The following is a 13,583-nucleotide window of genomic DNA, read 5'->3' as shown; positions in this document are numbered from 1 at the left end:
CCTGATTCGTCCTCAGCTCACGGTGGAACACATCTGCTCTCATCTGAGGAGGGCACCCCCGTGCTGATGGAGTTCACCGAGATAGCCCCGGACGCGAGCTGCGGCTGCGGCGACTGCGCCGCCCGCCGCAGCCCGCGGCCCCGCCCCACCCCCCACCGGGCGCGCCGCGCCGCCGTCCTGATGGCCGCCGTCTCCACCGTGCTCGGCGCCGCCGCCACCGCCGGCGCCGCCCCCAGGGCCGGCGGCACCAGCAGCCCCGCCGACACCGACACCCCCCAGGGAGAGGTCAGCCCGCTCTTCGGCGGCCGCACCCTCACCCCGCACACCCGCGGCGCAGCCGCCGCCACCACCCGCGGCGAGATCATGGCCCGGGCCCAGCGCTGGGTCGACCAGCAGGTGCCGTACAGCATGAGCAGCTACTGGAGCGACGGCTACCGCCAGGACTGCTCGGGCTACGTCTCGATGGCCTGGGGCCTCGGCTCGAGCCAGACCACCTGGACCCTGCCCGACTTCGCCGACCGAATAGCGCCCGCCGACCTCCAGCCCGGCGACATCCTGGTCTACAACAACAGCGACAACCCGCAGGGCGGCTCGCACACCGTCCTCTTCGGCGGCTGGCAGGACTCCGCCCACACCCGCTACCTCGCCTACGAGCAGACCCGCCCGACCACCCGCCGCCGCGCCACCCCGTACGCCTACTGGAGCCACGCCGACTCCTACGTCCCCTACCGCTACCGCGGCCTGGCCGCCGGCACCGCCGACCTCTTCCCCGGCACCGACGCCTTCGGCCCCGGTCGCACCAACGACTACGTCAAGCGGCTCGGCGAGATGCTGGTCCAGCGCGGCGCCGCCCGCTTCTACGGCGAGGGCCCCGACCCCAGCTGGGGCGAGGCCGACCGCCGCGCCACCGAGGCCTTCCAACGCGCCCAGGGCTGGCAGGGCAGCGAGGCCGACGGCTACCCCGGCAAGGACACCTGGAACCTCCTGGTCACCGGCCACGGCCACGACATCCCCCCGACCCCGGCACCCCCGCCGCCCGCCTCGGCAGCCCCGCCCTTCCCCGGCACGGCCGCCTTCGGCCCCGGCCAGTCCAACGACTCCGTCAAGCAGCTCGGCGAGCAACTCGTCCGCAAGGGCTTCGGCCGCCACTACACGGAAGGCCCCGGCCCCACCTGGTCCGAAAGCGACCGCCTCAACGTCGCCGACTTCCAACACTCCCTCGGCTGGCAGGGCACCGAAGCCGACGGCTACCCCGGCCCGGACACGTGGAGAAAACTGTTCACGTGATCCGATCGGGGGCGCGGGGAACGGCGCGGCCAACCCCCGCCCTCCCCGCGCCCACCCACAGAACAGCCCGTTGCACTATCTGCCGTGCACCCGAATCCACGAGTGCATCGCAATGGCCGCCGCCGCCCCCGCATTGATCGACCTCGTCGACCCGTACTGCGCGATGGAACACACCGCCGACGAGTGCGCCCAAGCCGCCTCCGTCAGCCCCGGCCCCTCCTGCCCGAACAGCAGCACGCACCGCTCCGGCAGCTCGAAGGTCTCCAGCGGCACCGCCCCCGGCAGGTTGTCGATCCCGATCACCGGGATGCCCAGGCCCGCCGCGTACGCCGCCAGCGACTCCACGTCCGAGTGGTGCCGCACGTGCTGGTACCGGTCCGTCACCATCGCCCCGCGCCGGTTCCACCGCCGGCGCCCGACGATGTGCACCTCCTGGGCCAGGAAGGCGTTGGCCGTCCGCACCACCGACCCGATGTTGAAGTCGTGCTGCCAGTTCTCCACGGCCACGTGGAACCCGTGCCGCCGGGTGTCCAGGTCCGCCACGATCGCCTCGTGCCGCCAGTACCGGTACTGGTCCACCACGTTGCGCCGGTCGCCGCCGGCCAGCAGCTCCGGGTCGTACTGCTCCCCCTCCGGCCACGGCCCGGGGTAGGGCCCCACCCCGATCTCGCGGTCCGGATCCTCGTCGTACTGCTCCCCCACCTGGGGCACGCCTTCGCTGCTCACGCCCCCGAGGGTACGGGCCCCCGCCGCCGCACCGCCTTCTCCAGGTCGCCCACCGCCTGCATCACCAGCCGGCCGCCCGCCCGGGCCACCCGCACCGCGTCCCCCTCCGCCCCGGCCGCCGCCAGCTGCTCCTCCCACTGCCGGTGGGCCTTGCGCAGGCCCTCGAAGTCCACCTCCTGACCCACCAGCAGCGCCGCCGCCGCGATCGCCGTGGCGTACCGCAGCTCCTCCGCGAACTCCGCCGCCCCCGGCACCGGCGCCGCGTCCGCCTCCGGCAGGTGCGCCTCGAGCAGCACCACGCTGCGCCCGAGCAGCCCGACCGCCGCCCGGGCCCGGTCGATCTGCTTGCGGGAGAGCTCGGGGGAGTGCGCCGAGTGCCGCACCGGCTCGGCGTCCGCCCGCTCGATCGCCTGGAGCAGCTCCGAGCGGGCCTCCCGCGAATCGAGCAGGGCCTTGCGCACCTCCCCGCTCCCGCGCCGGGCCGGCTCGCCGAAGACCCCGAGCACCGCCCCCGCGTACCGCCCGGCGGCGGCCAGCCACTCCGCCAGCCGCTCGGCCAGCCGGGCCGTCTGCCAGGTGGGGAAGAGCGCGTACGCGAGCAGCGCGACCACCCCGCCCACCAGGGTCAGCCCGACCCGGTCCACCGCCGTCCGGTACGGCTCGCCCAGCTGGATGCCGAGCAGGAAGACGACGTAGGAGGAGACGCAGGCCGTCATCAGCGCGTACCCGGTGCGCAGCGTCAGGTAGGCCCCGCCGATGCAGACCACGGCCAGCGCCACCGAGAGCCACTGCCCGGGGTGCAGGGCCTGCACCACCGCCGTGCTGAGCGCCACCCCGACCACCGTGCCGGCCAGCCGGGCGAAGCCCCGGCTGTAGGTCTGGGCGAAGTCGGGCCGCATCACCATCGCGGCGGTCATCGGCGCCCAGTAGCCGTGGTGCAGGCCGAGCAGTTTGGCCGTCAGGTAGGCCACCGTCACCACCCCGGCCAGCCGGACGGCGTGCTGGAAGACGGCCGAGCGCGGCTGGAGCTGGCGGCGGACGGCCTGCCAGGCGGTGGGCACCAGCCGGAACAGCGGCGGGCGGCGCAGGCCGGGGCCGACGGTGGGGGTGGAGACGGTCTCCTGGTCCTGCTTGTCGAAGGTGTCGGCGGCCCTGCGCAGCAGGGTGATCAACCGCCGGGCGGCCCGCCGGGCCGGGCCGGTGAGCCGGGCCTCGGCGGTCTCCTCGGGGGCCAGCAGGGTCAGCGCCGGGGCCGAGCGGGTGGCGCGCAGCGGCTCGGCGTGCCGGATCGCCCGGGCCAGCGAGTCCAGCGCCTCGGCCGAGGCGGCCAGCACCTCCCGCGCCCGGTCGCGCTGCGGGCCCTCCTCGGGGGCGCCGACCTTGGGGTCGGCCAGGGCGGCGAGCGCAGGGCGGACGCGTTCGGCGATGCCGCGCAGCCCGGCCAGTTCGGGCGGGCGGTGCCGGGCCTGCCAGGGCGTCAGGGTGGCCGCCTGCCGGGCCAGGATGAACGGCTCGGGGTCCACGTGCGCGGTGGGGTCCTGCCGCAGCCGCCGGGCGTAGTCGGCCAGCGAGGCGTAGGTGTCGGCGAGCGCGTCGCGCTGCGCCCGCCAGCTGTCCATCGGCCAGACCGTCACCACCAACGCCTGCACGGCGCCGCCCAGCGCGCAGAGCAGCCCGTGGCCCAGGGCCGTCGGCACGCTGACGGGCAGTTGGACCACGACCAGCATCACCGAGAGCGTGTTGGCGGCCACCACCCCGCTGCTCGGCCCGATCGACCAGGCCATCCCGGCGCCGAAGGCCCAGACCGCGAGCAGCACCGGGAAGGCCCCGGGCACCCCGACCGCCAGGTAGCCGAGGAAGGTGCTGACGCCCAGTCCGATCCCGGCCGCCACGGCCAGCGAGACTCGCGGCCGGAAGCTGCGCTGGAAGGTGGCGGTGCCGGCGATGAACGCGCCCATCGCCGCCGAGGTGGCGGCGGCCGGCCCGGCCAGCGCGAGCGCGGGGAAGACCACCACGGCCACCGCCACCGCCCCGCGCAGCGCCCGCTTGGGGCTGGTCAGCCGCCGGTCCAGGTGCAGCCCGGCCTTCACGGTGGCACCCAGAGCCGCAGACCAGGACATATCGTCAGCTTACGGCCTGCGCCCGCCACGACCTCGTCCACTGCCCGATCCGCCGCTCGGCGCCCAGCAGCCAGGCCGTGGGCAGGAAGACCGCGTCGGCCGCCAGCATCGCCAGCGAGAAGAACGGCAGCCCGAGCAGCACCGCGATCCCCAGGTGCTCGGCCATCACCACCACCAGCAGCACGTTCTTGAGCCGCCGGTTGGCCAGGGTGAACGGGAAGGCCACCTGGAGCAGCACGGTGCCGTAGCTGAGCAGGAAGACCACCGGCAGCAGCGCGGCCACCGCCCCGGAGAGGGCGGGCCAGGGGGTGAAGTAGCCCAGGTGCAGCGGGTAGTAGAGCGCGGTGCCGTCCTGCCAGCGCGAGCCCTGCACCTTGTACCAACCGGCCGTGGCGTACACCAGCACCACCTGGACGGCGATCACCGGCATCCCGCAGTTGTGCAGCATGGTGGCCAGCGCGTCCAGCACGGCCCGCGGCTCGCCCGTCGGCCACCACCGGTCCACCGCCCACCAGAGCCCCGCCACCGCCCAGAGCACCCAGAGCCACCACCCGGCCCGCGGCCCGGGCTCCAGCAGCGCGAGCGCCGCCCCGAGCCCGGCCCAGAGCCAGACCGCCCCGCTCCGGCCGGTCCGCCGCAGCCGCCGGGCGTCCAGCGACCAGACCAGCGAGCAACGCACCGTCAGCAGGTACAGGGCCATCAGGTGGACGAGGTTGTCGCCGCCGTCCCCGATCAGCACGTCCCGGTTCTGCAGCGAGAGCACGGTGACGGCGAACAGCGCCGCACTGGCCCTGGTCCGCCAGCCGAGCGCGAGCAGCAGCGCGGCCAGGATCGCCAGGTGGTAGACCAGCTCCGCCCAGAGCCGCCCGTGCTGCCACGGGAGCACGGTGAAGGCGTGCGTCTGCGCGAGCAGCCGCCCGGCCAACTCCTCGGACCAGGGCGAGCGGTCGCCGTACAGCACCCGCCGCTCGGGCCACTCGCGCAGCAGGTACGCGGCCCAGGCCAGCCCGAAGCCGATCCGCAGCACGGCCGCCTGGTAGCGGCCCACCGGCCGTCCGAGGAACACCCCGACCGCCTGACGGAGCCTCATCCGAGCCCCCGCAGGTCGGTCCCGTCCACCGGCCACCAGGGCAGCACCCGGTCCGGCACGGCCGCGGACGGGTCCTCCCGGCTCCAGGCCGGCGGCCCGATCGCGGCCGTCCGCAGCCGGAACTCCACCTGGAGCACCCGCTCCCCGGCCGCCACCGCCCCGATCCGGGCCAGCCCGGCCCGCTTCAGGTACTCCTCGGCCAGCCGGCCGCGCTCCTCGTCGGCCGGGCCGTCACCCGAGGGGTGGGTGGAGGCGTAGAAGTCCCAGGCCCGCCGGAGCAGGTTCTGCGCCACGTGCCCGGGCGCCGGATCGTGCCGGACGGCCGCGTAGTCCTGCGCCGTCAGGTCCACCCACTCCCGGGTGGTGATCCGCCCGGCGGCGATGGTCTGCACCCGGGCGTCCAGGTGCTGGTCCTGCTGCACGGGGTTGGGCGCGAAGAGCCGCCAGTTCTGCTCGAACTCGGGGTAGACCACCGCGTCGACCTGCGCCTGGTAGCGCTGCGAGAGCACGTTGGCGGGCGCGACGTGCAGGAACAGCGCCGCCAGGAACGCCAGCGTGCCGAGCACCAGCCCGGCTCCGCCGACCCCGAGCACCGCCTTCGCCGGGCGGGACCAGACCCGTGGCTCCACGGCGGCCTCCTCCCAGCGCGGTGTGCCCGGTCATCCTGCCCCACCGGGCCGCACCCGCGACAGGGGTCCGCCGGCCCCCGGGCCCTCAGAGGACGAAGGCGTCCCGCCCGTCCGAGCTCACCATCGGCCGCCCGGCGCCCTCCCAGGCGAACATCCCGCCGTCCACGTTCACGGCCTCCCGCCCCTGGGCCACCAGGTACTGCACCACCTGCGCCGAGCGACCGCCGACCCGGCACACCACGTAGAGCTTCCCGTCCGGCAACTCACCGAGCCGCTCGACGACCTCGCCGATCGGGATGTGCAGCGCACCGTCCACGTGCCCGGCGTCCCACTCGTCCTGCTCCCGCACGTCGAGCAGCAGAGCGTCATCGGGCACCGAGGCGGCGTCGGTGCTGGGCAGCTGAGTGAACATCGTCGAGCTCTCCTGAGTCCTGTGGTGATCGGCCCCACCATTGTCGTACCCCTCGGCGGCGTCCCGACCGACCCCCTGCCCGACCCCCTGCCCAGCCGCCTGCCCGGCCGTAGGCGCGCCGTAGGCGCCGGCGGTCTCCTGCCCAGCCACCCCACCAGGTACGCCGGCCGCCGTAGGCGCGCCGTAGGCGTCGCCGCCCGCGCCCCGCGCACCGTGGTCGCCGGCGTCAGCCGCGCCCACCCCGGTCTGCCCGGCGTACGGGCCGCCGCCCCCGGGCCCATCGGCCCCGGCCGCGCCGTAGGAGGAGCCGCCCGTCATCCGCTGCTCCAGCTCACCGAGCACCCGCTCCAGCTCCGCGCGCCGGTCGGCGGCGCGGGCGAGCAGCTGCTCGGCCAGCTCCTCCAGCAGGCGCTCGGGCTCCTGCGGGGCGAGCTGCAGCAGCTCGCCCATCGGGGTGCGCTCCAGCCGGACCTGCTCGGTGGCCAGGGCGCCGATCCGGCCGCGCAGCCACTCCAACCGGTCCCGCAGCCAGCCGAGCCGGTCGGGGGAGCCGAGGTCCGGCGCCGATTCGGGGGCCGTCCGCCACTCCTCCGCGAGCTCGGTCAGCCGGCCGGAGTCGCCCGCCGCGTACGCCTCGTTGACCCGCGCGATGAAGGCCGAGCGGCGCTCCTGCTCGGCCGGGTCGGTGGACAGGTCCGGGTGGGCCCGGCGGGCCAGCTCGCGGTAGACCCGCTGCGCCTCCCGGTCCGGCCGCACCCGCCGCCCGGCCGTGGGCGGCTCGGCCGGCTCGGCCGCCGCCTCCGCCTCGGCCGCCGCGACCGCGTCCCGCAGGGCGTCGAGCTCCGGCTGGTCGGCGACCAGCCGCCGGGCCTCCTCGGCCCGCCGCAGGTCCTCCGGGTCGCCGCTCGCGGCGGCCACCGCCTCGGCGATCAGCGCGTCCAGCTCGTCCAGCCGGGCGTACAGCGGCCCGAGCAGCTCGTGGTGGACCAGCGCGAAGTTGTCGATCTCGACCCGCAGGGTCTCCACCTCGACGTCGAGCGTCAGCCAGGCCAGCTCGGTCGCGGCGACCAACTCCTCCAGCTGCTGCCGCTCGGGATCGGTCCAGGGGGCAGGCGTCTCGGCACTCACCCGCGCCACCCTACCCAAGCGCCCCGCCACCCGGACGGCCTCCGTCCGGACGGATGGATCAGGAGCACCAGGGGGCGCGCCCCGCACGACACGCAACTGATACTGACGAATCTCCTCGATTAGCTATCAGTCCCGCCCCTCTCCGTGCTTCGCTGGAAGGCGCACGAAAGCCGGGCGGACATCAGGAAGGCGCAGCGGCCAGGCGGGAGCAGACCGGATCCATGGCGGACGAGCCAAACTCCACACCGAGTACGCCGGACACGCCGAGCGCGCCGCACACGCACCGCGCGCCCAGCAGCCACGGCACGCCCCACCCACCGGCCCCCACCGGGCCGGCCGGCCCCGCCACACCCGCACCCGCCGCCACACCCCCGCCGGCAAGCGCCCGCAGTTCCGTCGTCCCGCCCGGCATCCGCCCCGCCGGGGTGGTCGCGCTGCTGCGGGTGGCCTCCGTGCTGGTCGACACCCACGGCCGGATCGACCGGTGGAACCGGGCCGCCGAGGAGCTGTTCGGCCACCGCGCCGAGGTCACCCGGGGCCGGGCCGCCAGCGGGCTGCTGCCCGCCGTGGAGCCCCGCCCGGAGACGGCCGGCGGCCAGCCCGGCGGGGCGGGCCGCCGCTGCGACGCCTTCGACACCCTGGCCGCGCTGACCGGCGCCGACGGCCTGCCCTGGGCCGGTTCGATGGCGGTGCTGGACCGTGAGGAGCGGCTGCGCGACATGCTCTGGTGGGCCTACCCGCTCACCGAACCGGCAGGCCGCACCCTCCTGGTACTGGCCGCCGACGCCCGCCCGCTCCGCGCGGCCGGCCCCCGGATCGCCCTCGGCGAGCGCCTCCTCCCGTACGCGGCGGCCCCGGCCGGCCGGGGCGGCTTCCACCGCATCGCGGCCGGCTTCACCCCCGTCACCGCCACCCCCGGCGCGCCCGCCCCCGCCGACGGCGCCGCCGCCCTGGCCGCAGCCGAGGCCCTGCTGCCCCGCTGCTCCGAGGAGCGCCGCCGGAGCCTGCTGGCCCAGCTGACCGGCACCGGCGCCCCCGCGCTCTGGGTCGACTCCGCCACCCGCCTGCCGGTGCTGCCCTACGAACCGGCCGGCTCCGGGGTGGCCCGGGTCGCGGCCGGGCTCGGCCGGCGCTACCCGACGGCGCAGCAGCGCGCCGTCCAGCCCCGGTCCGCCGCCCGGCGGCCGCCAGAGCCGGCCCGGCCCGCGCCCGGCCAGGCCGCGATCGGCCTGCTGCCGGTCGGCGTGCCCGGCCCGCGCAGCGCCGCCCCGCCGTACCCCCCGGCCGCACCGACCGGCCCGAGCGCCGACGCCCCCCGCAACCCGCACGGCCCCGGCGGCCCGAGCGAGAGCGGCCCGGGAGCGAGCTCGCACTCCACCGCCCCGACCACGGGAGGCCCCACCATCGAACCTTCCGCCCACGGCCACGCCGCCCCGGCGCTGGTCACCACCCTGCCCGCCCAGTCCTCCACGGCCGTCGAGGTGCTGACCAGCGGCCCGGCGAGCGAGCAGCTGGCCCTGCTGAGCGAGGTCGGCAGCAGTGTCGGCACCACCCTGGACCTCGACACCACGGCCCGCGAGCTGTGCGAGGTGCTGGTGCCCCGGGTCGCCGACTTCGCCTGCGTCGACCTGCTGGACGGCCTGATCGCCGACTCCGAGCTGCCGATCGGCCGGCCGGACGACGACACCTCGCTGCGCCGGGTGGCCCGGGCCTTCAACGCGGCCACCGGCGAGTGGGAGCATGTGCTGGAGGAGGGCGCGCTGATGTCGATGCCGCGCTCCACCCCGCCCGGCCTGGCGCTCCAGGAGAACTCCCCGGTGCTGGTGGAGACGGTCACCCCGGACGTGGCGGTGGAGTACGCGCTATCGCTGGGCAGCCAGGACCTGGTGCCGATAGTGACCGGCCGCTCGATGCTGGTGCTGCCGCTCTCCGCCCGCGGCACCGTGCTCGGCATCCTCAAGCTGCTGCGGCTGCCCGACCGCACCCCCTTCGACCGCGCCGACGCGGCCACCCTGCGCGAGCTGGCCGCCCGGGCCGCGCTCTCGCTGGACAACGCCCGGCTGCACCGGGCCGAGTCCAAGGTGGCCACCACGCTGCAGCGGAGCATGATCCCGACCAGCCCGCCGCGGATCCCCGGGGTGCAGATCGCCCACCGCTACATGCCGGGCGACCGCCGGGCCGAGGTGGGCGGCGACTGGTTCGACGCGATCCAGCTGCCGGGCAGCCGGGTGGCGCTGGTGGTCGGCGACGTGATGGGCCACGGCCTGCACTCGGCGGCGGCGATGGGCCGCTTCCGCACCGCGATGCAGACCCTGGCCGCCCTCGACCTGCCGCCGGGCCAGCTGCTGCGCCACCTGGACAACCTGGCGCACAAGCTGGGCGACGACCACCTGGCCACCTGCCTGTACGCGGTCTACGACCCGATCAACCGCACCTGCGAGCTGGCCAGCGCCGGCCACGTGCCGCCGGTGCTGGTGCACCCGGACGGCAGCGGCGAGCTGCTGGAGATCCCGGCGGGGGCGCCGATCGGGGTCGGCGGGGTGCCGTTCGTGGCGAAGAAGATCGAGGTGACGGACGGCTCGATGCTGGTGCTCTGCACCGACGGGCTGGTCGAGGTCCGGGGCGGGGACATAGGAGCGGGGCTCGCGGCGCTCTGCGGCAACCTGATCGACCCGAAACAGAGCCCCGAGCAGGCCTGCGACGTGGTGCTGGAGCGGCTGCACTCGGAGGACCGGCAGGACGACATCGCACTCCTGGTGGCCCGGTTCGACGGGGTGCCGCCGACGGAGGTGGCCACCTGGCAGCTGAGCGTGGCCACCGGCGAGGTGCGGCACGCCCGGGCTCTGGTCCGCGAGCAGCTGGCCGCCTGGCGGCTCTCCGGGCTGACCGACACCGTGGAGCTGCTGGTCTCCGAGCTGGTCACCAACGCCGTCCGGGTGGCCCGCGACCACGTCCAGCTCCAGCTGATCCGGGTGGACAAGCTGCTGGTCGAGGTCAGCGACGACAACCACAACCTGCCCTCGCTGGAGCCCGCCGACGCGGGCGACGAGCACGGCCGGGGCCTCAACCTGGTCAGCAAGCTCGCCGAGCGCTGGGGCACGGCCCGCAAGGCCGTCGGCAAGGTGGTCTGGTTCGAGATGCCGCTCCCCCGGAGCTGACGGCCCGGACGCGGCGAGGGCGCGGGGCAGAGCCCCGCGCCCTCGAGGGCTCGCGTGCGACCGGTACGTCAGCGGGCGATGGCCGCCCGCCGCCGCGCCTGGTTCGCCACCGAGGTGGCGGCGCCGACCCCGGCCAGCACCCGCGGCCAGAAGTCGCCGAAGACCTCGACCGAGACGGCGATCAGCACCGCGAAGACCAGCGCCACGATGTGCTCCAGCCCCGCCAGGTTCGGCTTGAGCGCGACCTCCAGGGCCATCGCGCCGATCACGGTGCCGCCCGTCCACCAGGCGCGGACCCGGAACGCGATCACCACGGCCAGGCCCACCACGGCGGCCGAGGGGCCGGTGTCCCGCACGTAGGCGACCCACTTGGGGAAGCCGAGGACGTGCTCCGGGCCGAGCGCGATGCCGACCCGGGCGAAGAGCGTGCCGGCCAGCGTGCAGACGTAGGCGACCACCAGCGTCATCCGGCGGCCGAGCACGATCTCGGCCAGGCCGAAGACCAGCAGCACCTGGGCCAGCGCGCCCCAGACCGGCAGGTCGAGCGCGGGCACGTAGAGCGAGAGCGGCGTGCGCAGCAGCGAGACGTCGAGCGGAAGGGATGCCTTCACCACGCCCAGATGGGTGACGAAGCGCTCCCCGCCGGGCAGGTGCTGGACGATGCTGAACAGCAGGATCAGCAGTGTCGCCGTCGTGGCGAGCGGCACGGCCGCGAACTTCTTGCGCACCACCTGCTCGCGAACGGCGGCGTAGAGCGCCCCCCACTCGGCGACAGCGGCCTGTTTGGCATGCGCCACCGGCCCCTTTCGCACGCCCCCCGCGTGGGTTGTCTGATTCACGACCGCAGCTCCCGTCGGCTCCTTCTCGGTCCTACACGTTTCGTGCCCGGAACCATCCACCCCGGATGCTGCCGCGGGCCACTACATCCACACTAAGGACTCGCTATACGGAATGCCTCAGCTTAAAAGCCGAATCCGGGCTCATCCTGGAGTCTGACAAAACCCCGAGGGCAACCCCCCATATGCCGGACAACCCTCGGGATGAACCCCTACGGCACCCCTCCGCCCCCCGGCGGAGGGACTACCCCTTCCCACTGCGCTCCGCCGCCGGCAGCCCGGCGGCCGCAGGAGCGGCGGACCGGACATGTCGACGACGGAACAGAGCGGGCAGGCTCGGTGCGGTGATGAAGCCCTCGGCCCGGGCGCTGGCCAGGCCGATCCGCGGGATCTCGCTGCTCTTCTCGAAGAGCAGGTAGCGGGGCTCCCAGATCGGGCGGTACTTCGCGTTGGCCCGGTAGAGGGACTCGATCTGCCACCAGCGGGAGAAGAAGCCGAGCACCGAGCGCCAGAGCCGCAGCACCGGGCCCGCGCCGAGCTTCGACCCGCGCTCGAAGACGGAACGGAACATCGCGAAGTTCAGCGAGACGCGTTCCAGCTCGACCTGCTTCGAACCCTGCAGGAGTTCGATCACCATGAATTCCATCAGGCCGTTCTCGGTGTCCCGGGCCCGGCGCATCAGGTCCAGCGACAATCCCTTGTCGCCCCAGGGCACGAAACTGAGCAGGGCCTGCAGCTCGCCCTGGCCGTCGTGGCACTCCAGCATCACGCAGCGGCCGTCCCCGGCATCGCCCAGGCGGCCGAGCGCCATCGAGAAGCCGCGCTCGGTGGCGCCGTCCCGCCAGTGGTCGGCCTTCTCCACCAGCTCGGCCATCTCCGCCTCGGGGATGTCCTCGTGGCGGCGGATCCGCACGGTGTACCCGGCCCGCTTCACCCGGTTGTACGCCTGGCGGACCACCCGCATGGCCCGGCCGTCCAGCGAGAACTCGTCCAGCTCGACGATCGCCTCGTCGCCCAGCTCCAGCGCGTCCAGACCGTGCCGGGCGTAAATCACCCCGGCCTCCTCGGAGGCGCCCATCACGGCCGGCACCCAGGCGTGCTCGCGCGCCTCGGCCAGCCAGCCCTCGATCGCGCCCGGCCAGGCCTCCGGGTCACCGATCGGGTCGCCCGAGGCCAGCGATACCCCGCCGACCACCCGGTAGGAGACCGCCGCCTTCCCGCTCGGCGAGAAGATCACCGCCTTGTCCCGGCGCAGCGCGAAGTACCCCAGCGAATCCCGCCCGCCCTGCTTGTCCAGCAGCACGCGCAGCTTCGCCTCCTCCTCGTCGCTCAGCAGCTCCTGGCCACGCGGGCTGCGGAAGGCCACCCACATCACCAGCAGGAAGAGCACGGCGCCCATCGCGTTGATGAAAGCATTCACCCAGGTGGGCACCGAGATCACGCTGATCGCGTGCTCCGAGGGCTGGAGCGTGACCATCCGGAAGAACGCGTAGGTGAACCGGTCCCAGAAGTCCGCGCCCGCGACGGTGTTGGTCGCCTGCACGAACAGGCTGCCCACCACCCCGCCGAGCAGCAGGCCGCCGATCGCCGCGGCCACCCCGGTCTTCGGGTTGGAGCGGTCGCCCTTGGAGGTGAACTCCCGGCGCCCGATCAGGCAGGCCAGGAAGAAGACCACCGTCAGCACGGTCGAGACGTAGTTGAAGGCGTGCCGGTGGAACTCCGGCAGCAGCATCGCCGCCACGTACAGCACGGCGAAGAAGCCGGAGAGCGCGGTGTTGAAGATCCAGGCGGCCCGCTTGCGCCGGCGCATCGCCACCGCGAGGGCCAGCGAGAGCACCACCGAGGTCAGACCGGCGGTCAGCAGGTACGGGGTGAAGTACTCGCCCTCGTTGTGGTGCTGCACCTGGTGCCGGAAGGGCACCGCGAGCACCGCGACGAGGTTCAGCAGCGCCAGCAGGCGCAGGTACCAGACGGTGGTCGCGGCGGCGCGGGGCCGCCAGCGGGCCAGCACCCGGGCGGCGGCACCGGGCTGCTTCTCGGGGGCGGCGGAAGGCTCCGGCTTCACGGTGGAGGACACGGCTCAATTCCAAACGATCAGATGTGGGGGCGCATCCGCACACCCCGCCGTCTCCATGGTTGCTCACCCCCGATGAGAATTACGTGAACCGGGCAGCCGATTCCCACCCCGCCGATCGGC

At 74.8% G+C, this 13,583-nt stretch carries 9 protein-coding genes; 2 read left to right on the top strand and 7 right to left on the bottom strand.

Going from position 1 to position 13,583, the window contains the following annotated elements:
- Positions 1 to 66 precede the first annotated feature (66 nt).
- Positions 67 to 1,287 carry a peptidoglycan-binding protein gene (locus CFP65_RS19370; RefSeq protein WP_104820985.1) on the top strand — a complete coding sequence of 407 codons (1,221 nt, stop codon included), beginning with the start codon at positions 67 to 69 and terminating at the stop codon, positions 1,285 to 1,287.
- Positions 1,288 to 1,362: 75 nt separating this feature from the next.
- Here the strand turns inward: CFP65_RS19370 and CFP65_RS19365 are convergent, their stop codons facing one another.
- The 5 genes from CFP65_RS19365 to CFP65_RS40215 all read right to left on the bottom strand — a co-directional run bounded on the left by CFP65_RS19365 (position 1,363) and on the right by CFP65_RS40215 (position 7,392).
- Positions 1,363 to 2,013 carry a TrmH family RNA methyltransferase gene (locus tag CFP65_RS19365; protein ID WP_104817340.1) on the bottom strand — a complete coding sequence of 217 codons (651 nt, stop codon included), beginning with the start codon at positions 2,011 to 2,013 and terminating at the stop codon, positions 1,363 to 1,365.
- The gene (locus CFP65_RS19360; protein ID WP_104817338.1) at positions 2,010 to 4,133 is read right to left on the bottom strand and encodes an FUSC family protein; all 2,124 of its coding nucleotides are present in this window, start codon (positions 4,131 to 4,133) and stop codon (positions 2,010 to 2,012) included. Before CFP65_RS19360 ends, CFP65_RS19365 begins: the two co-directional genes overlap by 4 nt.
- 4 nt (positions 4,134 to 4,137) lie before the next feature.
- The gene (locus CFP65_RS19355) at positions 4,138 to 5,223 is read right to left on the bottom strand and encodes an HTTM domain-containing protein (RefSeq protein ID WP_174805552.1); all 1,086 of its coding nucleotides are present in this window, start codon (positions 5,221 to 5,223) and stop codon (positions 4,138 to 4,140) included.
- Complete coding sequence (locus CFP65_RS19350) at positions 5,220 to 5,852, bottom strand: DUF5819 family protein (RefSeq protein WP_104817336.1); 633 nt, start codon at positions 5,850 to 5,852, stop codon at positions 5,220 to 5,222. The genes CFP65_RS19355 and CFP65_RS19350 overlap by 4 nt, the downstream gene beginning before the upstream one ends.
- Before the next feature lie 85 nt (positions 5,853 to 5,937).
- Positions 5,938 to 7,392 (bottom strand): rhodanese-like domain-containing protein, encoded by a 1,455-nt coding sequence (locus CFP65_RS40215; RefSeq protein WP_217368171.1) that lies wholly within the window; start codon positions 7,390 to 7,392, stop codon positions 5,938 to 5,940.
- Positions 7,393 to 7,613: 221 nt separating this feature from the next.
- Between CFP65_RS40215 and CFP65_RS19340 the strand changes: the two genes are divergently transcribed.
- Positions 7,614 to 10,550, top strand: a complete 2,937-nt coding sequence (locus CFP65_RS19340) for a SpoIIE family protein phosphatase (protein ID WP_104817332.1) — start codon at positions 7,614 to 7,616, stop codon at positions 10,548 to 10,550.
- 68 nt (positions 10,551 to 10,618) lie between these two features.
- On the opposite strand, the gene CFP65_RS19335 is transcribed toward CFP65_RS19340, so the two are convergent.
- Positions 10,619 to 11,347 (bottom strand): hypothetical protein, encoded by a 729-nt coding sequence (locus CFP65_RS19335; protein WP_254552463.1) that lies wholly within the window; start codon positions 11,345 to 11,347, stop codon positions 10,619 to 10,621.
- Positions 11,348 to 11,630: 283 nt separating this feature from the next.
- Complete coding sequence (locus CFP65_RS19330) at positions 11,631 to 13,463, bottom strand: phosphatidylglycerol lysyltransferase domain-containing protein (protein WP_168219615.1); 1,833 nt, start codon at positions 13,461 to 13,463, stop codon at positions 11,631 to 11,633.
- Between the last annotated feature and the right edge of the window lie 120 nt (positions 13,464 to 13,583).

Origin of the sequence: Kitasatospora sp. MMS16-BH015 (assembly GCF_002943525.1) — a bacterium.
In the GTDB taxonomy this organism is placed as follows: domain Bacteria; phylum Actinomycetota; class Actinomycetes; order Streptomycetales; family Streptomycetaceae; genus Kitasatospora.
Note: the sequence above shows the minus strand (reverse complement) of the source record. Positions and strands in the feature narration are given on the sequence as shown.

Bases quoted from the DNA above. Each gene is read 5' to 3' on its own strand.
- CFP65_RS19370 (WP_104820985.1), top strand. From the start codon at position 67: ATGGAGTTCACCGAGATAGCCCCGGACGCGAGCTGCGGCTGCGGCGAC.
- CFP65_RS19360 (WP_104817338.1), bottom strand. From the start codon at position 4,133: ATGTCCTGGTCTGCGGCTCTGGGTGCCACCGTGAAGGCCGGGCTGCAC.
- CFP65_RS19340 (WP_104817332.1), top strand. From the start codon at position 7,614: ATGGCGGACGAGCCAAACTCCACACCGAGTACGCCGGACACGCCGAGC.
- CFP65_RS19355 (WP_174805552.1), bottom strand. From the start codon at position 5,223: ATGAGGCTCCGTCAGGCGGTCGGGGTGTTCCTCGGACGGCCGGTGGGC.